Annotated in this window: 22 protein-coding genes; 8 read left to right on the forward strand and 14 right to left on the reverse strand. The window is 56.1% G+C overall.

Going from position 1 to position 20,322, the window contains the following annotated elements; genetic code table 11:
* Entirely contained in the window at positions 1–1,707 is a 1,707-nt protein-coding gene (locus ABJO61_RS03395) for a relaxase/mobilization nuclease domain-containing protein (RefSeq protein WP_348330728.1), read from the forward strand.
* A 544-nt stretch (positions 1,708–2,251) separates the two neighbouring features.
* On the opposite strand, the gene ABJO61_RS03400 is transcribed toward ABJO61_RS03395, so the two are convergent.
* Complete coding sequence (locus ABJO61_RS03400) at positions 2,252–2,866, reverse strand: tyrosine-type recombinase/integrase (protein WP_348322838.1); 615 nt, start codon at positions 2,864–2,866, stop codon at positions 2,252–2,254.
* Between the two features lie 131 nt (positions 2,867–2,997).
* Here ABJO61_RS03400 and ABJO61_RS03405 point away from each other — a divergent pair, with 131 nt between their 5' ends.
* The 3 genes from ABJO61_RS03405 to ABJO61_RS03415 are packed head-to-tail and all read left to right on the forward strand — an operon-like array spanning position 2,998 to position 4,293.
* Positions 2,998–3,375 carry a hypothetical protein gene (locus ABJO61_RS03405; protein WP_348322837.1) on the forward strand — a complete coding sequence of 126 codons (378 nt, stop codon included), beginning with the start codon at positions 2,998–3,000 and terminating at the stop codon, positions 3,373–3,375.
* 37 nt (positions 3,376–3,412) lie between these two features.
* Positions 3,413–3,841 carry a hypothetical protein gene (locus ABJO61_RS03410; RefSeq protein ID WP_348322836.1) on the forward strand — a complete coding sequence of 143 codons (429 nt, stop codon included), beginning with the start codon at positions 3,413–3,415 and terminating at the stop codon, positions 3,839–3,841.
* A 53-nt stretch (positions 3,842–3,894) separates the two neighbouring features.
* Entirely contained in the window at positions 3,895–4,293 is a 399-nt protein-coding gene (locus ABJO61_RS03415; protein WP_348322835.1) for a hypothetical protein, read from the forward strand.
* Positions 4,294–4,308: 15 nt separating this feature from the next.
* Here ABJO61_RS03415 and ABJO61_RS03420 read toward each other — a convergent pair whose 3' ends face one another.
* From ABJO61_RS03420 to ABJO61_RS03455, 8 genes are all read right to left on the reverse strand, one after another.
* Positions 4,309–5,844, reverse strand: a complete 1,536-nt coding sequence (locus tag ABJO61_RS03420; RefSeq protein WP_348330731.1) for a type IV secretory system conjugative DNA transfer family protein — start codon at positions 5,842–5,844, stop codon at positions 4,309–4,311.
* Between the two features lie 249 nt (positions 5,845–6,093).
* On the reverse strand, positions 6,094–6,957 hold the full coding sequence (locus ABJO61_RS03425) for a nucleotidyl transferase AbiEii/AbiGii toxin family protein (protein ID WP_348322833.1): 864 nt from the start codon (positions 6,955–6,957) through the stop codon (positions 6,094–6,096).
* Positions 6,954–7,754 carry a type IV toxin-antitoxin system AbiEi family antitoxin gene (locus ABJO61_RS03430; protein ID WP_348322832.1) on the reverse strand — a complete coding sequence of 267 codons (801 nt, stop codon included), beginning with the start codon at positions 7,752–7,754 and terminating at the stop codon, positions 6,954–6,956. The genes ABJO61_RS03425 and ABJO61_RS03430 overlap by 4 nt, the downstream gene beginning before the upstream one ends.
* 198 nt (positions 7,755–7,952) lie before the next feature.
* On the reverse strand, positions 7,953–8,168 hold the full coding sequence (locus ABJO61_RS03435; protein WP_293330622.1) for a helix-turn-helix domain-containing protein: 216 nt from the start codon (positions 8,166–8,168) through the stop codon (positions 7,953–7,955).
* 202 nt (positions 8,169–8,370) lie between these two features.
* The gene (locus ABJO61_RS03440) at positions 8,371–9,477 is read right to left on the reverse strand and encodes a site-specific integrase (RefSeq protein WP_348330734.1); all 1,107 of its coding nucleotides are present in this window, start codon (positions 9,475–9,477) and stop codon (positions 8,371–8,373) included.
* A gap of 215 nt (positions 9,478–9,692) precedes the next feature.
* Positions 9,693–11,357 (reverse strand): recombinase family protein, encoded by a 1,665-nt coding sequence (locus tag ABJO61_RS03445; protein ID WP_348322841.1) that lies wholly within the window; start codon positions 11,355–11,357, stop codon positions 9,693–9,695.
* On the reverse strand, positions 11,354–11,560 hold the full coding sequence (locus ABJO61_RS03450) for a hypothetical protein (protein WP_348322842.1): 207 nt from the start codon (positions 11,558–11,560) through the stop codon (positions 11,354–11,356). Before ABJO61_RS03450 ends, ABJO61_RS03445 begins: the two co-directional genes overlap by 4 nt.
* Positions 11,561–11,659: 99 nt before the next feature.
* The gene (locus ABJO61_RS03455; RefSeq protein WP_348322843.1) at positions 11,660–12,529 is read right to left on the reverse strand and encodes a hypothetical protein; all 870 of its coding nucleotides are present in this window, start codon (positions 12,527–12,529) and stop codon (positions 11,660–11,662) included.
* A gap of 59 nt (positions 12,530–12,588) precedes the next feature.
* Here ABJO61_RS03455 and ABJO61_RS03460 point away from each other — a divergent pair, with 59 nt between their 5' ends.
* A complete protein-coding gene (locus tag ABJO61_RS03460) occupies positions 12,589–12,885 on the forward strand; it encodes a hypothetical protein (RefSeq protein WP_348322844.1) in 297 nt (98 codons plus the stop codon).
* A gap of 55 nt (positions 12,886–12,940) precedes the next feature.
* Here ABJO61_RS03460 and ABJO61_RS03465 read toward each other — a convergent pair whose 3' ends face one another.
* The 5 genes from ABJO61_RS03465 to ABJO61_RS03485 all read right to left on the reverse strand — a co-directional run bounded on the left by ABJO61_RS03465 (position 12,941) and on the right by ABJO61_RS03485 (position 18,043).
* Entirely contained in the window at positions 12,941–14,392 is a 1,452-nt protein-coding gene (locus ABJO61_RS03465) for a TraM recognition domain-containing protein (protein WP_348322845.1), read from the reverse strand.
* Positions 14,389–14,895, reverse strand: coding sequence for a hypothetical protein (locus tag ABJO61_RS03470; protein ID WP_348322846.1), 507 nt, complete (start codon positions 14,893–14,895; stop codon positions 14,389–14,391). Before ABJO61_RS03470 ends, ABJO61_RS03465 begins: the two co-directional genes overlap by 4 nt.
* 2 nt (positions 14,896–14,897) lie before the next feature.
* A complete protein-coding gene (locus ABJO61_RS03475) occupies positions 14,898–15,791 on the reverse strand; it encodes a hypothetical protein (protein WP_348322847.1) in 894 nt (297 codons plus the stop codon).
* On the reverse strand, positions 15,778–17,079 hold the full coding sequence (locus ABJO61_RS03480; RefSeq protein WP_348322848.1) for a hypothetical protein: 1,302 nt from the start codon (positions 17,077–17,079) through the stop codon (positions 15,778–15,780). Before ABJO61_RS03480 ends, ABJO61_RS03475 begins: the two co-directional genes overlap by 14 nt.
* Before the next feature lie 226 nt (positions 17,080–17,305).
* Complete coding sequence (locus ABJO61_RS03485; protein WP_348322849.1) at positions 17,306–18,043, reverse strand: hypothetical protein; 738 nt, start codon at positions 18,041–18,043, stop codon at positions 17,306–17,308.
* Between the two features lie 131 nt (positions 18,044–18,174).
* On the opposite strand from ABJO61_RS03485, the gene ABJO61_RS03490 reads away from it, so the two are divergent.
* From ABJO61_RS03490 to ABJO61_RS03500, 3 genes are all read left to right on the forward strand, one after another.
* Positions 18,175–19,230: a hypothetical protein gene (locus tag ABJO61_RS03490; protein ID WP_348322850.1), complete on the forward strand. Its 1,056-nt coding sequence runs from the start codon at positions 18,175–18,177 to the stop codon at positions 19,228–19,230.
* Positions 19,231–19,459: 229 nt separating this feature from the next.
* On the forward strand, positions 19,460–19,681 hold the full coding sequence (locus tag ABJO61_RS03495) for a hypothetical protein (RefSeq protein ID WP_348322851.1): 222 nt from the start codon (positions 19,460–19,462) through the stop codon (positions 19,679–19,681).
* 59 nt (positions 19,682–19,740) lie between these two features.
* On the forward strand, positions 19,741–20,103 hold the full coding sequence (locus tag ABJO61_RS03500) for a hypothetical protein (RefSeq protein ID WP_348322852.1): 363 nt from the start codon (positions 19,741–19,743) through the stop codon (positions 20,101–20,103).
* Positions 20,104–20,322 lie beyond the last annotated feature (219 nt).

Genomic DNA, 20,322 nt, shown 5'->3' on the forward strand with positions numbered 1-20,322 from the left:
ATGCGCTTCAAAATCCCGAAAAAGCAGCCCGCGAACTTCCGCGCATCGGCGCTTTATCTGTCGGGCAACACCGCCAAGCTCAGCCCCGATCGCGTGGAATGGGTTGAGACGCGCAACCTCCAGACTGAAAGCCCCGAAGCTGCCGCCGCCATCATGGCGGCCACCGCCGCCCAGTCCACCCGGTGCCGCAATCCGGCCTACCACTTCGTGCTGGCCTTTGACCCGAAAGACGCCAAGGCCGGAAAGGTTGACCCCGGCATCATGCGCGAGATCGCCATCGACGCCATCGAGCGCCTTGGCCTCAGCGACTACCAAGCCCTCATCTACGCCCATAGGGACACCGAGCATCCCCATATCCACTTCCTGGTGAACCGGATTCATCCGCAGACCGGCAAAGCCTACAGCCGTCACAACGACGGCAAGCGCCTCACCGCGCTGGTGCGCGAGATCGCCCGCGAGCGCGACCTCAACATCGCCAAGGAGCGCGGGCGGGACAAAGCCCGCATCCCCGAGCAAGAGCTACAGGAGGATTTTGGCGATACCCGCGCCGCCGTGACGGACGCCGAGTATTGGCTGGCCCGGCGCAACAACCGCCCGCCCATGCCGGACATAAGCTGGGAAGACGTGAAATCACTGCGGGAGCGCGTGGCCCCGCACTTCTACAACGCCACGTCGTGGGCCGACCTGTCCGCGCGGGTGGGGGCTTACGGCCTCCAGTTGCAGCGCAAGGGCCGGGGCCTCGTGCTGGTGCGCGGGGACGAAGCGGCCAAGCTTTCGCAAATGGGCAAAGGGGTGCGGCTTACGGAGCTGGAGGAACGGTTCGGCGAGACGTTTGACGACTGGGAGTTGACGCGGATTGACGAGCTTGTGGCGGCGGAAAAGCGCAAGCACCCCATCCCCGGCAGCGAGAACATGACGCCTGCCCAACTGCGCCGCGCCGACCGGCTCCGCGCGGCGGAAGAGCGGGTTGCGCGCAAGAAGACCAGAGATGCCATGACCGAACTCGATCACGCGCAAATGGCCGTCCACTACTGGAAGGGCCTGGACGCGCACTACCGGTACGGCGAGAGGCGGCTGTTCCGCGCCGAGCGGGATGCGGCCTATGCCCACAGTCGGCATGACCGCGCGACGAAGTTTGAAACACGCTGGCGGGAGAGCTTCCGGGAGTCGCTTTCGGTCACGTTCAAAGACCCGGCCAAGGCCGAGCGTATCTGGATGAAGATGGAGGCGCAGTTCGGCGTTGAAGAAACCACCCGCATGCTCAAGGAGAAGCCCGGCCTTGCCGGAGGGCTGCGCGGCCTGAATGTCGGCATCGCCAAGGATGAAACGCGCAAGAAGGCGGAAGTGTCTCTGCGTTACCTCAAACACCGGCGCAGCCGCTGGCGCAGGGCGCAGCAGGATGTCAGCCACTGGAACGACAAGATCGAGGACGGGCGCCGGCAGGTGAAGATCGCCAAACGGGACTTTGAGCTGATCCACCAGCGCACCGGCACCGACGCCTACTTGCACAAGATGCTGGGAAGAGCACTTGAGCGCCGCGCCGCAGCCCTGTCACGGGTGACGGAGAAGGCCATTCGCGCCAGCAACTACGCCTATGACTACAAGCGCCAGCTCGTCCGCGCCCTACACGACTACGAGGAACGCAGCCGGAAGAATGAAAAAGTGAAAGAGATGGAGAGGGAGATGCCGGGGCCGCACTGGCGCTAGAAAAATGTTCGTTCGGGGCTTGAAATAAATGATCCGTACACCAATAACAGGGGCGTAAGAGTAATCTTGCATCCCTTTTCTAAAGCGCTTCAATCCACAAGAAGTTGGGCGCTCCAATGAAAAGAGGCGGGCACAAAGCCCGCCCCCTCAAGTCTTATCGGTTGTTCAGGACTGTTTCGAGAATGATGCGGATGATCCGCAGCAACTCTTTCAAGACAGTCCAGAACGGGTGCTTATCATGAGGCGGTAATCTCATGGCTACCCTCCCGTAAAGGGGGTATGCACCTTGAAAAATTCGCTGCTTTCGGAAGGGTACAAGTAACTTCCTAGGCCGCGAGGATGCCACAAGAACGCAGTCGCTCCCCAAATCCGCAGGTAACTGGCATCCTAGCCACCTGCTTGGAGAAACGCTGCGCTTAGCATCCTAGGCCTTTTAGCGACGAATTGAAGCCGCCCCTTTGGGGGCGGCTTCTTTCATTTGCTCGGCAAAGTGCTAGTGTCGCGGTGTGACCGAATCCCCAATTTTGTCACACAAATCAACCCCCTATTTTCCCATTTCCGCCTTCCAAAGTCGGCTGGCTAATTTGCGTTCTTCCGTGCCAATCGCATCGGCGTAAATCGCTGTGGTTGCCATGTCTGCATGGCCTAGCCAGCGCTGAACGAGATTGAGCGGGACGCCAGCTTCCAGCGCGGCAATCGCAAAGCTGTGCCTGAGGCCGCGCGCATTGGCTTGAGGGCCTGACACCTTCGCAAGCTCCATCGTTTCGGTGATGCGGCGGTAGGCCGTCATGCGGCACCAGCTCCAGAGAGGGCTGGCCTTGTCGCCCTGGGCGATGCCGTCAAGCGCGGTGATCAACTCCTTGCGCACCGGCACCGCCCGGTAGATGCCCTTCCGGCGCTTCTTCAAGCTCTCGAAGATCACGACGCCCCGGCTCGGATCGATCCGGCCTGCGGTTAGCTCCAATGCTTCCGTAAGGCGGCAGCCGGTTTCAGCGATGAGCCAGCAGAGTGCGTACACGTCTGCGGGGCGCTCGGCAGCGGCCGCCATGAAGGCGCGGCGTTCCTTGGCTGTCAGATATTTCCGGTGGCCGGATTGGTCGTACAGGCTCCATTGCTTGTGGTGGTCATTGTTGAACTCGGTCTCTCCCTTATGCGGCATTTCATATCTATCCAGCCTAACAGGTTCGCGTGGGTGCAGTGACCGAATTGGGGATTCTGTAACTCCATTCTTCAATGTTCCGTGTTCCACCGAACACACTACCAATAGGTCTACGGATGAAATCTCAATCTATGAACAACAAGCCCATGGGCTTGAAAGTGCTGGCCATGGCGGTTGGTGCGCTCGCACTCGCCGCGTGCGGCGAAGAGCAGGCGACGTACACCGCCGCTGACGAGGCGCGTGCCAAGGAGATCGGCATGGAGAGGTGTCTTTCATCGGGTGCATCGGATGCGCTGTGCGAATGCACCGCTGCGAAGATGAAGTCGATGAGCAAGGAAGACTATTCAACGTGGGTAACGCTCTTGGTAGCGGTTGATGGCGCAACTACCGCGCAGGAAGCCGCTGAGAAAGCCGGTATGACAGAAGCTGAATTGACGAAAGTCAGCAACCATCTGTCGATTGAGGGCGCGCGTGTTGGAATGCAGTGCGAGCAGGAACTCGCCCAGTAAGCACTGACGTTTGTTCACGAGCCCGATGGGGGGAGTCATGAAGAACTTGTGGAGCCGCAGTGCGGCGGCGTTGTCAGTGGCCAGCACCATGGTGCTTGCAGGCTGTTGGGAGTCCCAGACGCCGAATAGTTTTTACGTGGAGTTTGAGAAGGCTGTTGCCTGTAGCTCCATGTCAGAAGAAGAACTCACATCCAAGTACATGGCGCCCGGCTACGGCGTGGCTCGGTATGTAGAGACGCTTGTCCGCATGCGGACGCACCCGTCAAGTGCAGCAAAACTCGCTAGGGATTGCCGCGACTGGGACAACGCGGCAAAGCTGGCCGAGACGAAGGCTGAGGAAGTCGCGCCGGGCAAGTGGATCATCAACGGCGAGACAACCCGGAAGGGCTACTTCAAGCGCATTCCCGGCATCTACGTCGCGAAAATGTCTGACGACAAACTCAAGATTGTCGTGGGCAATCCGTAACTCAACCTTGGTGATGAAACTTCTGCCGCACTGGCGGCAAGCAGGGGGCTGCTATGCTTTTGATCATAATTTTTATTCTGGTGGCTTTGGTGCTATTGGCGATTCTGTCGTCAATGGGGCGGCGTAAGACGGAAGACCGGACGAACAGGGTGGCTGCCGCCAACCATGAGCGTATCAAGCGTGAAGCGCCGAACAGCACTTATGCGAGCATGGGCCCCAACGAATTCTTGGAAGAGTACAACCGGTTTCTGAGGGGGCGTGCCTTCAAAATCATGGGCGTGTACGTCCTTTCCGCCGCCGTGGTGGCGTTGGTTTGGTACCAGCTTTATCCGTCCCAATTCCATTATAGAGGGGGTAGCGTATGGATGATCATCTCGTTTGGTTCGCTCGTTCCGCTCTTTGTATATGCAATCGCCACCGGCGGACGCTATCCAAAGTGGCCGCAGAAATAGAGCAGGGGCGCGCGCTTATTGCGCGCGCTGCCGCAGTTGCCATTCCTGCCAGTCGAAGTAACGCAGCTTCCGCGTCACCATGCCGTGCAAGCCTTCCACGAACAGCAGTTGCTGGTCGCGAGACAGGGTGCTGACTTCGTCCGGTGTCATCAGTGGCCGCGCCGTCTCAAAGAGGCCGCTGTGAAAAGCCACCGGCAGGAGGTTCATCGGCAGCGGTGACGAGCGGCCTTGCGACTTCACCTTGACCGTGGTTACGCCCAGCATGTCGGACAGCAAGCGTGCCGTGCCGGAGTCCTGCACGTTGAATGCTTGCCGCACCGCGCAGTTGGCGATCATCGAGCGGGCCTTCGGATAGACCTTCTCCAACTGATTCAAGTCCTGCACGAAGAGCCACAGCTTCGCGCCATACCCCGCCATGTAGCCGATGCCCTCTTCAATAGGGCGCATGTAGCCAAGGGCGGGTAGCTCATCCAGCAGAAACAGCACTTGATTGGCCTCGCTGGTGCCGCGCCGCGTCATTGCGGCCATGCTCAGGCCCACCATCAGCCGCATGAAGGGCCGGTAGGCTTCCAGATGCTCAGGCGGCACGATGATGTAGAGCGTGCCCGTCTTCTCCTTGAGTTCCTCCAGGTCGAAGTCCGACCACTCGGTCAGCTTTGCCAGTGGCTCACTGTCGAAGACGGCTGTTGCCGCTTGGGCGGTGGAGATAACCGCCGAGCGTTCCTTGGCTTCCTTCTGTGAAAAGCCCCGGGCTATACGGGCAACGGTGTCGATATCGCTGTTGGACATCCTTTGTATGACCAGCTCGAACCCTTCCTGATCTTCCATCAGCAGTTCGCGCAGGTAAGCCGGGTTGCGTTTGCCGACCAGGCATTGCCGCCGGATATAGAGCACGAGGCCGGTTATCAGCGTGCGCGCTTCCCGCTCCCAGTGGTTGGCTTCCGCTTGTTCTGGGGCGACCAGCATTTCCGCGATAAGCCGCGCGTCGTCTAACTCGTAGTGGGTGCAAATGCGGATGAAGTCAAACGGGTTGTAGCGGGCGCTCTCGCCGTCTTCTGCGAATGGGGCCATAGCATAGACCGGGCCCAGTGTTCGCCGGTGGGCATGGGTGATGGCGAAGTTCTCGCCCTTGAGATCGGTCACGATGGCCGACTTCTCCCAGGAGAGCAGGTTCGGAATCACACACCCCACGCCCTTGCCGCTTCGCGTCGGCGCGAAGGTGAGCAGGTGCCCGTGGCCGCTATAGCGCACCATGCGGCCATGGGCGCGGCCGAGCAGCACGCCGCCGGGCTTAAAGAGCCCGGTAGCGGCAAGTTCGTCCATCGTCGCAAAACGCGCCGAGCCGTGGCTGAGTTTGTGCGGAAAGAACCGCAGGCGAATGCCCGTAGCAGCCCGCCGCGTCAGATGCCCTGAGAGGCCAAACAGCGCCCCCATAACAAGGCCATGATGCACCGGCCCAGCAAAAGCCAGATACCCAATCGGCGCGGCGACAAACGGCAAATGCCGCCACACACTTGCGATCAGAAAGATCAGTAGTCGTAAATTCCCCATAGCAAAAACCTCCATAAGTTCCGGGTTGATGCGGGCTTATGGAAGCGGCGTTCAGACCGCAGAGAAATAAGACTGATTCAATGAAAGGGGCTGTGGGACAGAATTTTAATTACCGTGCACTATTGAATGTAAGGCACTCGGTGCGCCCGCTCGTCTGGCGGCTGCGACTTTGAAAATGAACGAATTTGTGCACCTGGAAGAAACAAAACCGGCAATCTTCAAAGTGAGGCGTGCGGGCGGCGCCGTCCACTAGGTGCCTTTGTTGAAACCGAACTTCTCCACCATCTCCGGTGTCTTTGCCCATTCATTTCCGGGTATTCGTTGAACAAGTTCAACGAATACGGCCTCGAAAGCATTTCGGATTGTATCTTCATTTATGTTCTCCGCCTGCTCAGCGGTGACGAGCGGGCGCATATCGGAAAGGAAGTGCGGGTTGGCTAGCTTCGCAAACATGCGCTGCTCAGCTTGGGCGCGTGTAATCTGCATGTCCGATTTTTCTAGGTACCTGCCGAACATTTCAACAGTGCGATTTGTGTCGAGATTCTCAAAGACTGAGAGAGCGTGAGAAATGTCGAAAAGGTCACGCCCCTTGTCACGCTGGAGAAGTGCCCGGAGTTTTGTGGCGAGCATTTCTTCATTGGTGAATGTCGGGACATTCACCGTTCCGGCAAACCAAGGGTTGTCAACCGAATAGGACATTTCATGCAAGGCATCATAGACCTCGCGTTCTCGCGTATTGATTTCAAGCTTTAGTCGGAGCCTGCTGCCGTCTTCCGCTTCGACCGTGAAATTGAACTTCGGAGCAACGGGGCTGTTGTCAAATGCGGGCTTGCCAAGCCACGGCTCTAGAACTTTTCTGATCTCGCTCAAGATCGGCCCTATGGGGCCTTCGGTTGTGCGAACAAGGTCAATATCTTCCGAATACCGCAAGGGCCTCGGAAAATGCAGCTTGTTGAGAGCCGTGCCGCCTCGGAAGCGAAGTTCGCTTGCTAGCATGGGATTTGAGAAAATATCTATGATTGCGCGGCTGATAATGAGGTCTTGCTCTATCTGCCGTTGTTCCCCCCACGGAGCGAATTTGCTCCACGCGGTAATGTGCATAGCTGGGATCATTGGTCGACCTCCAGTTTATTGCGCACGACGATGTGCCATCGCCTGTCCCGCTCTATCGGCGGTGCAATGAGGTCTTGATCTACATTTCGTGGCGGATTTTCGAGTTCAGTCCACACCATCCCTTTGGTGTTGGTGAGTGTCCGCATTAGATGGCGCGCGGCGTCGTCGTGGCCTAGGTAATCAAGGGTATATCCAAGCCGTTGAATGACGGGCCGTTCAAACGCGGTCGCAAGAAAGCTCAACCTGTTCGGGTCGAGGTTTTTCCCGAGGTCAGCTAGTACGGTGGCGATGTGGTTTGCGCCGGAAGCTGCATGCGGATAGCGAAACAGATCAAGAGCCGTCAACTCGGCACAGGCAACGTTCATATAACCGGTTTCGGTTTTATGGCGCTCAATCCCTTCGGATACCGTCTCCATGTTCTTCTTGTAGTAGAAGGCGACGATGGAGCGGCCTGCTTTTATCTTCGGCAGTTGTTTGTCGGTGATGATCTGAAACTCCATCACCGCCTGATGGGATGCGCCATGAATCTCCGCAGCTTTCAGGAGGGCTACGTAATAGGGCCTCTCTTCATGCTTCATCAGCGCGTCAATGTACCAAGCCGGTGGAGGAGCTCCCCAGGTCTTATGCTGTGAGGGGACAATGACGTAGAAGCCGTGGCGCGGCGAAAGAAGCCGCCCTTGTTTTTGCAGCCGTGCGGCGGCCTTGAGGAATACGTCGCGCGTCGTTTGCAGCCGTTCAATTGCCTCATTGCGCGTGAACGTGAGGCGGCCTGAGGCCGAAAGTTCCTCAAGCAACATTGGAAGGCTATGGCTGCGTTCTAAGATCATATTGAATTATGGACGTTATTTGTCCATTTTTCAATATGAAATGTTGGAAATGATACAATCATATTGAAAAAACGACGTTTAGGTTCCATTTTTCAATATGATTTGTGTTGTAAAAAGCCCCGCCGGTTAAGGCGGGGCTGCTTTCTTGGCCAACTCTTTTTTGTACCGCTATGCGGCGGAGGTCTTGGGGGCGAGGCGTTGGGCCTCAAGCCACTTGTTGAACTCGGCCCGGTCTATATAGACGCGCCCACCAATCTTGATCAGGGCGGCCTTCAGGCCGTTTGTGTCTGCGTGGAAAATCCACCAACGCAGCTTAGCTTCCGTGACGAATGGCGCCTCAGCGGCCAGTTGTTTCACCGTCCGCAGTTCTTCGTAGTTGACCATTTTTCATGATCCCTCTTATTCGGAAAAAACGGAGAGAGGGAAAAGGAGGAGATACGTGGTTAGAAAATATGAGGCACGCCGAAAAAATCAATGAACTTTCTTGCGCGCCATTGCAAGTGGTTGGTTGTTTTGGGTTTTTCGCAATGAAAACGTTTGTTTCCCGCGTGAATCAGCCGAGCTGAACGGGTGCCCGCCAATTGTCCTAGAAAATGTTCTTGTTCATTTTCGTCACGATGTCGCGCGTATGGTCTTCGGACAGATGCGAATAGCGCTTCACCATTTGGAGCGTCTTGTGTCCTAGCACTGCCGCAATCTCAAGAAGGGATGCGCCATTCATCGCCAAGTATGAGGCGGCCGAGTGGCGTAGGTCATGGAAGCGAAAGTCTTCGATCTTCGCTTCATCACGCGCATTTACCCACGCCTTGCGAATGTCGATTGCCGCGCGTCCGTCGCGTCGCGGGAAGAGCCACGGCGTTGGTTCTTCCATCTTCTCGCAAAATGTTTCGCGCCACTGGAGGTGGCCCTTCAAGACTTCGGCGAGGTGCTCTACCACGGGGACCACGCGGGTTTCGCCGTTCTTGGTGTCTCGCAGAATGGCGCTGCCGCGCTTGAAGTCGAGGTCTGCCAGTTGCAGCTTGAGGATTTCGCCCAAGCGTGCGCCGGTAGACAGGGCGAACACTACAATAGGATAGAGCTGCTTGTTGTCGCTGGCCTTGCAGGCTTTCAGAAGGGCCTCACGCTCGTCGTCATCGAGGTAGCGCACACGGGAGTTATCAACCTTAGTGACCCGCCCGACGCCTTCCATTGGGTTGGCACCCATCAGGCCCCAACGTCCGGCGTGCTTCAACAGCATTTCCAGTATGTCCCGGTAATGCTTCAGCGTTCTCTTTGAAATCGGCTTGGCCGCTTTCTGGCGGTTCTCTTCCGACATGCGGGCATCGCGCGATTGTGCGAGCGCCTGTAGCTTCTCGTTGATGAGCTTCACATCGATGTAGGAGAGGGCGTAATCGCCCAGTTCCGCTTCCCAATACTTTACGCAGGTGCTTTCGGAGCGCTGGGTAGAAGCGGCCTTGTTCGGCAAAATCTCCCTGCGGTAGCGATCGACCACATCCTTCAGGGTGTGCCGCTTGGCTTCCTGGTGGGAGCTTTTGAACTCACCTCTATGGATTGCGGCCTCGACCTGCTGGGCCCAAGTTTTAGCGTCGCTCAGCCGTCTGAAAGTTTTGTTTTGTGGCGGAAATCCATGGACGCGCACCTGAACACGGTACGTCGGCCCATTCTTGCCTTCCCTCTTTTGAATGTTAGCCAATTTTCATCATCAACTTTCTATATTTTCAAAAAATCCCTTTCAGGGTAATATCTTATGGGGTTTGTCACAAGGAAAATTTGGCACAAATTTGGCACAGTAAGCCCTCAAAAACGCCCGAAAATGCCAACATCCCCCAACTGACAAAAATGGATAACCTATTGTTATTATTGTGATTTATGTTGAGGGTTGTTGAGCAAAATTGCCCTATTTCCGGCTCATAACCTGAAGGTCGCAGGTTCAAATCCTGCCCCCGCAACCAACTGAACGGCAGAAATGTCCGGAAGCTTTGAACTATCAGAGCTTCCGGACATTTTTCGTTTCTGCCCTTTGGGTAGATGACCATGCGCGATGGTCAGGATGCCGGCGAGAGCGCCAATGAGATCGACCTCAAGGCCGTCGCCGGAATTGGACGGACTGAGAATGATCGTGTCGATCAAAGTCCGAAGAATGTCGCTGGCCTCGTGCCGCCGCTCCTCTTCCCCCATCATCTGAACGATATCGGCAATGGCTTCTTTGTAGCGTAGCGCCATGTTGGGGTGCATCAGCACAGGGGCCTCTTTCGTGACCTCCAGCAACCGTCTGACCTCGCGCTCCCGCGCGGCCATAGCATTCATCCGGTCCTTGACGCGCTTGGGATCAATGCCATTGCAGATCGCATCGAGCACCTTTTCCTGATCGCGGTCGAGCTTGGCCAACTCCTGCTTATAGGACTCGACGAGAGCGTTCCGCTCGTGGCGCACCGCGTTTATGTGCTTTGTGTATTCGTCGCAAAACTCCCCGCAGAGGTTCGAGTCCATCAGGTAGTCGTGCATAACGACGAGCACACGTGCTTCCAGTTTGTCCTGGGCGATGGTTTGGCGGTTGTCGCATGTTCCCCGGTTACGCGCTGTCGAGCAGCCATAATGCGTCTGAGAGACCTTAGAAAAGCCGCCGCCGCAGCAACCGCACCGAAGCAGCCCCGAAAGAAGATATTTGGGACGCTTCGACTTGTTGAACTCCGTTTGCTTTTGGGTGTAGCGCGCTTGTCGCGCCTTCACCTCGTCCCACAATTCCTGTGGGACTATCCGAAGCTCAGGCACATCCTCGTAAACCCATTCGTCATTCGGATTGAGGCGGGCAATGCGCCTTCCGGTATCCGGGTCTTTGATGAACCGCTGGCGGTTCCATACGAGCGTGCCAACGTAAAGCTCGTTGTTCAGGATTCCTGTACCGCGCTGGCGGTTGCCATTAATCGTGCTTTGCGTCCAGCCGCGGCCGGTCGGGCCGGGAACGCCTTCGTCGTTAAGCGCGAACGCAATGGCCTTCGGTGACCGTCCGGCTACATAGTCCTTGAAGATTCGTTCAACAACGGATGCCTGCGCCGGATTGATCGCGCGATCTCCGCGCTGAACGTTACCGTTCCCATCAATCTTGTGGGCCACGTCGTAGCCGTAGCAAATTCCCCCACCTGATTTTCCATTCTCAATGCGGCCGCGCAGACCCCTTCTGGTTTTGTCAGCCAAATCTTTGAGAAAGAGCGCCCCCATCGTTCCTTTGAGCCCAACGTGAAGCTCTCCGATCTCTCCATCGGAAAGGGTAACGAGCTTTATGCTGTTAAAGGTCAGGCGCTTATAGATATGGGCGATGTCCTCCTGATCGCGGGAGAGGCGATCAAGCGCCTCCGCGAGGACGACATCGAACCCTTCCTGCATCGCGTCCTGCATCAGCATTTGGATGCCGGGGCGCATGAGGTTGCTTCCTGTCGAAGCGTGATCCGTATACCGATTGACCACTTCCCACCCCTCACGCTCCGCGCGTGCCTCGCAGACGCGAATCTGATCCTCGATTGAGGCGTCGCGCTGGAGCTCCGTGCTGTAGCGGGCGTAGATGGCCACTCTCATTCTTGTTCGCCTTCTTGGTCTTCCTTTGTGTCGTTCAAAGCGCGCAGCAGTTCTTTGTAGTCTTCCTCGGCAGCGCGGCGGGCGATAAACCTCACCAGTGCAACAATCCGCTGGTCATGCGCGCCCCCAGAATCGGGCGCAGCACCTCTCGACGGCTTTTTGCCGTCCTTGTCCAATCTGTTCTTGTGTTCACCTATCAACATACCTCTTTCCGTCTATCTCATAAAGAACAGATCAAGAACATCGTAGCTTTAATCCACAGAAAAGTAAAGGAATATATTCCTATTACTTATAGGCTCGTGTCATCGCTCGTCGTCAAAAGAGATCGATGTAGATTGGCTATGGGCCGCCTCTTGATCGTGCGTGATGCCGTCCACCGCGCGATCGAAAGCCTGGAGGTTCAGGCGGCCATCCCGGTAGAAAAGTTCTTTCCTCTCAGTACGGTTCCAACCGTATTGCTCGAAGAGAGCGTGAACGTCCCGCTCTTCCAGCGCCCGAATTCGCTCCATCGTTTCACGATATGTAAGAGCGACCTCACTTCTTGGGTTGTCGGAGCCGTGACGCACTGCTTCATCGATGAGCGTCTGTCTGTCGTTTGTGAAGAGGCGTTGGAGTTGGTTTTCTGCCTTCTCAGCGTCTTCATGGACCGCGTGGACCGAGGCTTTGAAGCGATCCGGCGTGAACCCATCGGGGCGCTCCACACCTTCCAGTTGAGCGTCGCTCTTTCCCGATACATCGTTCTCGGAGGCCGCAGTTTCGACGGTCTGAGATTTCGCGATTAATTCCTGCACTAGCCGGTTCGTTTCCAGATCGAATGCCGAAAGTTGCTCGGCACTCTCCCGATCCACCCGGCGTGCAGCCTCTTCCCGGTACGAGTTTTGCCGGATGCCCATCGCGTTTCCGAAATGTGCGTCGAGTGTTGGCGGGGTGGCTGCTCCGTGTTCGTCGTAGACCAGAACGACCATATCGGCGATCCGCAGGCTACGAGCGCGGGCGAGGTCAGCTCCGAGGGCTTCGCGCGCTTCTGCGCGCTCCTGGAATAGACGCCCGGCTTGTTGCAGCGCTTCGAGGTTGCCCTGAAGCTTTTCGAGGACGAGGGGATTTGCTCCGCGAAATGCTCTCGCGGCGCGGTCCAGGTTCTCTTCGTGCAGCTCCTCGAACTTCTTTGCCATTAGCTTGATCCGTAGCCTGCTTTGTTTGCAAATAATTCACAAAATTGGTATGTTAAATTATGGAGAAGACTGAGAAACAGCCATCGCGAACGCGTGAAAAGCCGCAGCTCGGCAAAAAGCGCGTTCTGGCCGATCAGGCTGCTGAAGAATTCGTGGAAAGGGGCAGCGCAAGCGGGATACCCCGTGCGGTTCTTGCACATGCGCTTTTCGAGCAGGCGCTCGTTGCTGCGATTCCAGAAGGGCCGGTGACCATCGAAAAGGCCGGTCTGTATTTTGGTCATCTGCTCTATTTCCAGCAGCGTCTCGAAACTGAAATTGCCGAGATGGAAGCGATAGCCGACCCCGTGCGCCACTAGCCACTCGATTCCAAGATTGATCGAGGAACTAAAGAAGCTTCTCGCCTGTCCTGCGCTAGGCATAGACGAACCTCCTGATCAACAAGGCAACATCGATACCATTCAGCCAAAACACGGTATGAATACCGAGCCATGCGTAGATAAAAGCAAAAGCACTAAGGGCCGTCAGCGGTGAGCGCTTTGAACTTTTCTTGGCTTCGTCTTTTCGACGCGGCGGCTTTGGCCAGACCACGCGCACACCTTTACGCGAAATATCAAGCTTGGCTTTTGGGCGCGTGCGTGGTGGCTTGCCTTCCAACGGGTTCTCATCAATGAGTTTTCGAAGGCCAGCCACATCCCAATAAGGAAGTTTCTTTGCTCTGATGGGCTTCATGCCACGCACTCGAACGATTGCTTCGTCCTTTGGCATTGCCAATAGCTGCTGAGGTGACCGCAGCGGGATCGAAGTATCTTTCACTCCGAACCGAACCGTTTCGAAGTCCGGCCCATCGATGTTCGCGTCATACTCCTTCCCGGCTTCTTCCCCCAAAATACGGCTACACTCTTCTGCTTCCCCCAAGGTGTCGAAAGCGTTCCACTGCACGATGTCGCAGTTGTCCAAAATTTGACGTGTTGCAACCTCGCCATAATTCTTTTCGATTCCGGCCTTGCTCTGAACATATATGGCAGCCGAAACATTCAGCCCACGGAGTGTGTTCTGTATTGTGTCGAAGCCGGGAATATTCATCCTGTTGAACTCATCCAACTCACAGTGAATAGGCTGTCCCGTTGGGTAAATCACTGCTGAGGTAAACACCGCACTTGTTGTTAGCGAGACAACAACACCATCGTTATCAAGGCGACGGAGAGGGATCATTAAGAACAGCGCCTGATTGGGAAGCCTTCTAAGATCTGATATCCGTGCGTTTGTGTACTCACCCATGCGCCCGTAAGGGCCTGTATCATCGAAAACTCTGAAGCCTTCCTGCGCTGGGCTGAGGAACTGGCTCCAGTATTCGGGTTTTGCGCTGGCAAGAGATAGAACCGACCCGGCCATGCGCCGCATGTCGGTGATGATCGGATTGCTGTCGTCTCCTAGTCGAAAATCACGCGCGCGCTCCAGCGTCTCATAGGCAAGGTCCGGATCGGCAGCCGTACGGTAGAATCGCCCAAGCGTTGCGCCATCTCGTTCCGTGACTGCGTGGAAGATCATTATCGCGCACGCAGCCGTTTGACTTGTACCTCTGAAGAATCGTTCTGCACCGCCATTTGATTCCGGTAGCGGAATACCGATTTTCGCGATGTTGGAAGCTATGGGGGTGGTGAGCTGACGAATCCGATGATCGTCTGACCAGATGGCTTCGATTAATGGTTCAAGCAAGTTTGCATTCATGTCCGCGCAGCCGCTATGGGCATAAGTGTTGTCCGGACTAATGCACATCACATTGCAACCAACCTCGCGTAGCCCCCGAGCTAACATCTTGGCACTTTCCTCTTTGCAGTCCGTGCTAAAGAGATTGTGTCTCATTTTCTGCGCTCCGTTCCGGGGCGGTGCCACAAGACACTCAGTATGGAGGAAGGAATTGCTCCAGTGCTGGTCTTGCCTGAGCCCTGTCCACCAATAACGAGAGTGAAGTTTGGTCTGAGCCGCCAAGGCAGAAATAAAAGGTAGCCGTGCTCGTCGAGACCGAGCGTGCGCCCACGGCCATCATACATTCCGGCTGCTCGACGCTCGTTGAAGGAAGAAAATCCGCCTTTGGTATTCTTTTCGCTAGTCGGATTTTGTGCGGCTGACCAACTTCCAGTGTTCCGGTAGTAGCGAGAAAGTTCGGCCAGGCCATCGATTATAGGCCGATAGGCAACCAGTGCGATAACGCCCGGGATGACCCAATCCCACCATTCGCTGTATTCGTAAGAAGCAGGCGTCAGGACGTAGGCGAACTGCAAGACGCCGCTTGCGACGAACAGCTTTCCTTGCGCGTTGCGATATGCGCGACGTTTTGAACGAAGAAGTTCTCCGAGCACGGACATCGCTACAGTCCTCCCCCCGAGTTCCAATCCACACCCCGGCGGAGACGCACTATCTCCACGCTTTGCGCTCCGGCCGCTTCGAAGTAGCGAAGCCAAAAATTGCGCAATTCGTCTTCCGTACAGTAGGCGAGTTGACCTGAACCATAGCCATGCTGAATGGCCATGTAGAAGGTGACCTTTACCCCGCTCAAATCATGGGGACGTACTCGCTCAAAGTAAGGGCGCGTCGCGAATGTGTCGAAAGCGGGAAGAGCGCCGCGCACGTGGCAAAACTGCGCTTCTGGCGTGTTCTGGATTCCGTCGGAAATTACAACCAGCCGCCGGTTCCCGCCTCCATCGCCAAAGCCCGGCAGGCGGGAGATACTCTGAATCTGTTCGAGGATGGGGCTTTCTCGTACCTGACGATGTGCCGGGCCGGCATCGGGATTGAGGAACTCATCGAAGAACGGTTCATAGAGGTTCTCGAAGGCATCCTGAGCTTCTTTAGCCAGGTAAGCGGGTGTTGCGCTTGCTGCACCAAGGCGTTCGAGGTCGCGCGGGTCACTCGCCGTACGGCAGAAGTCGACGCGAGGAGTGACGACCGATGCAATCTGTTGCTCCTCAGTGGTAATCAGGCGCAGCCGTTCGTTGCTGTGGAGTGCACGCCAATAGATGTCCTCTGCAATTTTGCGCAGGTCCCTAGTCTGAGACTGATCGTAACCCACCGAGGCATCCAAAAAGACGACGGTTTGGGCCTGACGAGGATCAGGCAAGCAACCAATTGCATTTGGCTGCGCCTTTCCAAGGTTGCTGAGTGCGAGATAACCCGCAGTGCCTGCAATGAGAAAGGCCCCGAACCCGTAGGCCACCGTCTTTATCTGCGATGCCTTATTGCCGCGCCTCTTACGTCTGGCCATTTCTGCATCCTCCGATTTGCGTGACAAAATTTCGGTACGCTTCTTGGATTCGCGCTGTCGCTTTTTCCGCGCCGACATCCAGCGCAGCGTTTGCTGCGTTCAAACGCTCGCTTGCTGAGGTGAAGCTGAGTTCCGCGTCATCCTCGAGGTCGGGTATTTCACTGCTCAGGGCAAGCCGGTCATGCCATTCGATATTCCCGCCCTCAGGCTTGTGACCGGTAACAGCTCGATAGCGTTCGACGAGCCTCGTGCGATACTCCTGAAAGCGCGCAGCCCGGTGCTCGATATCGCTCAGGATCACTTCGCGAACGCGTTTTGCATGGCCTCGGGTTTGGGTTCGCCGGTTGCGGGCTTTTTCCAGCGCACTCCGACCGTTGGCAATTTCTTCACGACCACCCTCAATGCATTCAGCAATCTCTTCGATCGAGATGTCGTAGGATTCTCGTGCATTTTCCGCGACCTGATCGGCGGCCTTCGCCGCGTTCACATAGCCGGGATAAGGGTCCGAAAAAGCGCTTAGCCCTTTCCACCACGCGAAGGCCGACGTGGCACACCCAAAAGCCAACAGAAACAACGCCTGGATGTCCGTCACAGCAGCGTGAAGCTGGCTAGGAGAGAAAGTGATATTCGATAGCTCGCCCGTTCCACGGACGATTGCCATCGCCGTAATCAGCATGCCAAGACCGACAGCAAGAATCGGGGCTGCGATGCGCGCGGACCACCGCTTTACGAGAGTGACGGTATCCGTCAGTCCACCTTCTACGCCGAACCAAATATGTCGTCCGGCGAGGTGACCGCTACCGACTGCGATGAAGATGATCGTGCCGGAGGCGACGAGCGCAACACCGCCAGCCTCCGCAAAGGATCGCATTGCACCACCTGCGGTCAGAAAAAGCCCTGTGCCGCATGCCTCAACGCTCGTGAGCAGTGCGAGTTGGGCAAGATTCTCCCCGATTTTGGGGATATGAACTTTGCGCGTCAGGCCGTGCTGTTGGATGAAGAGCGCGAGATAGCGTCGGGCATCTTTGTATTCGCCAATCGCGTTGGAGAGTTCTGCTGATGCCTCCGATGCCAGGAGTTCAAGCTCCGCTTGCGCCTCGCCGGCCTTTTGGGCGGCTTCGTCGCACTCTGTCGTGTCTTCCTGCTGGATGCTGGCAATCAGATTGCAGAGCGTGCAACGCGTGCTCTCGATGGCTTCCAGGTCTTCGGCTTTCCGTTGTTCGAGAGCTGCGGCAATGCCGCTATCGAGAAGTGCCCCCGATCCGAAATTCGTAGGGATATCGTTCACGATGACGCCTCCTGTCCCGCCGGATCGCCGGCGCGTACTTCAAGTGAGCTGACCGCTTGGCATAGCAGGAACCCCCCGAAGTTGCCGGCGATGGTCGTTTCTTCCTCGTTTTGATGACCGGCTGTTTTTTTACGTTGGTTCAATCGTGTGATGTGCTGACATGTATGTCAATGCATTAGAATTCAAGTAGAGTTATTTTTTGCAAAAAAAGAGTTCCTCAAACGCGTTATACAGGCTCTCGCTGCGACGCATTTCTTTTCGTCCGGTGATAGGAGGCCAGCTTTTGTTCTCTGGTCGCTAGTGCTTGCATCGCCTTGAAGCGCTCGGACTCAGGGGCTGAATGGTCATTGAGAATGTCTTCGGCGCGTTTCGACAGAGGCGGCGGCATATACTTTTTGCGGTCCAGCCCATTCTCCCGAACGTGGTTTTCCAACGCTTGCAAAAGTTTTGGATCAAGCCGCTTCAACTCTGCGCGATAAAGGGTGTGGTTGCCGTCCTTATCGCGCCACCACTTGTCATAGAAATCAGTTGGCCTGCCGTCTTTAGATTTTCTTCCGCGATAGCACTTATAGCCCTTAGGACGCGCGGCTTTTCGCGGTGCTGCTGTTCGGTTGGTGGCGGCGTCTTCCGCGAGGGCATCAAGAATTTCTACGGCGGCGCGAGAAATTTTCTCGCTTCCAATCGACTTTAGCTGCGTAGCTGAAAAGATTTTTCTAAGAACTGTTTCGACTTTTCTTATTTTTTTCTCGTCGGGTCTAATATTGCCTCCATGCACCTCTAATGTGTATTTTACATTATTTGCATGTTGAATGTCCTTTTGGCAACTTGTTCCTGCACTTTCCTTCGATGCAGCGTCGAGCTTGCTTTTGCCTTTGGGCCTGCCAACAAGTGTCACTGAAGGCTTCGAGCGCGCTTTGGAAGGAGGTGCGGGCTCTTGACGACCTTTTGACGATGGACGGGCCATATCGAGTGCTCCGAAAATTGAACCGGGAGCCTAATCTCCTTGCGGAGAAAAATACAACCCTCATCTAGTGCGATTATTTTTGGAAAATTTGTCCTAGTCATTGAATTTCCCAAGAATTAGGCAATTTTAACGTGTTGGCTGATGCTGGCGCTATTATGGGGGATGGTCTGGTGGATTTTTGGAATGACGGACAGGATTGGTACGGTTGCCTAGGCCAATCTTTGGGAATGGATCGCGGCGAACTCTGCGAATCCCTTCTGGATTTCACAAACAGCAGGCGTGCCGCAGCCGCACCAACGCGCGGGCATATCAGTAAAAACTGGCGTGATCGACGGCCAGCCAGCACGCCGAGCACCAGCACAGCTAAATTTCTGCTCACGTACTTAACCGAGAAGCACAAGAAAAAGTTTGTGTCTGACGACGAAGCGTTTGCAGAGATTGAGGCGTACCTCAGCTCTCGCGCCGGCTTGGGTGATAAAGGCAGAGCTTCAGGTTCTTCAGATTTTGAGGCGGCTGCAAAAAGCTTGGACGGATTATACAGGCATTGGCTTGGGGAAGATCCAAGTTCGTCTCGCACGCCTGACGGGCGAGACGGATTCTATGTTGCGCTCCGTCGCAGGTACGGAGGCCAGAGCATCTATCAGGAACTGCTGTATATAGCGCCCGATGCCAAAGAGCCGTCCTACATGTTCAGCAAGTTGGGTAGAGCGCTCGCCGGGCGAGTTGCGTTTGTAGATTCAACTCTTGCCTACGGCTTTTTCGGCGCACCATTCGCTAAGCCCGGAAACTTCAGCCTACGCATGGTGACGATGCAGTTTTACAAGGAGGAATCGCACAAGTTGGCTACTGGCATTATCAGCCGCGTTTGTAATTCAGAAACGAAGCTAATGGCGGCGGCCACGGTGTTATGGCCGTGCGACAACAGCGATCAGCGGCTTGAATGGGCGCTCAACGCTCTACGTCAAGGCGCTAACCTTCACGGCAAAACCTCTCCGGCTGGTCAATACGTGACGGAGTATCTCGCCGACAGCAAAGTACACAAGCGATTGTTCCGTGTCCTGCAAGCGCCGCTAATCGCTGCGGCACCCGGCACTCTTGCCGACAAATGGGGGAGTCCGGGGGATGAAGGCTCGGTCGATACCCTTATAAATGAGCATCTTGGGCTAAAGGGCAAACCGAACAGCTAGTGTTCTGTCCGCCCGTTCTCGTCTGTCTCCGGTTGCTTTGGGGGACTGGCATTCACATCAGCCATATCGCTCGATCATCGCCGCCGCGCGGCACGGTCAACGGCCTGCCCGCTCCAGGTATCCGTGTTGGCCGTTCCGCTGCGCTTGACCGATGCCGCCTTGCGGGCGGCGTGTGTCGCTCCCATCGGCTGGAATGAACCAGACCCGAGCAACTGCAAGGAGACTTCACATGAGCAACGCGAATGAAAACACCGCTACTTCCGCTAATACCGGCCGCCGTCCCGATTGGGTCGTGAAAGCGCCCCGGACACGCGGCAAGAGCCCCGGCCTCATCCGCATCGGCGTGGCCTGGGATCGCGAGGATGGCGGCATTTGCCTCCGCCTCACCGGCAACCAACTCGTCACCGGCGATCTCTACATCTACCCCGCAGCAGAGGGTGGCGCTCAATGAGCGCCACTTTTCTTCTTCCGTGAATTGAACCTGCGTTTATAATTCCGTATACTGATTGTATGTCCGAAGACTTCGATCCGCCGCTAACCTCTCCTGTACCGAAACGCCCGAATGCGAAGCGGGACGGCTATGTCACCATCCGCCCGGAATTGCTGGCGGAGATGGGTGACAGGATGCGGGCGCTCAATCGCGGCTCTCGGAGCTTGCTTCAGGAGCGGGACGACGTGCCGGAAGGGCTCAAGCCCTCGATCATCGAAAACTGGTTCACCCGCGAAAATCCCGGCACCCGCGAAGACCATCTGCGCTATTTCTTGAAGGTCTTGCGCGAAGCCAAACCGCGTCCCCGCCAGCAAACGAACGTCCAGAAACGCAACACGCTGGCCGGGCGGTTACTGCTGGATACAGCGTCAGATTCAGAATAGATACAATTTTAGCCGAATTGTTTACATTATTTACATAATAGTAAATATTTTTAACTATACTTTTCTCTAACTGCTCCAAAAAGAGCGGAAGTAACACAAAGCACGAGCGCCTCGCTGAACAGCGGAAAATTGGGCCTCGAACGTGTACGGGAGAAGAGTAGTGGGGATAACGGCTACATTCAAAAATGCGATGGAGTACGACGGCACATATGCGCCGTC

Source organism: Parvibaculum sp. (genome assembly GCF_039973015.1).
GTDB lineage: Bacteria > Pseudomonadota > Alphaproteobacteria > Parvibaculales > Parvibaculaceae > Parvibaculum.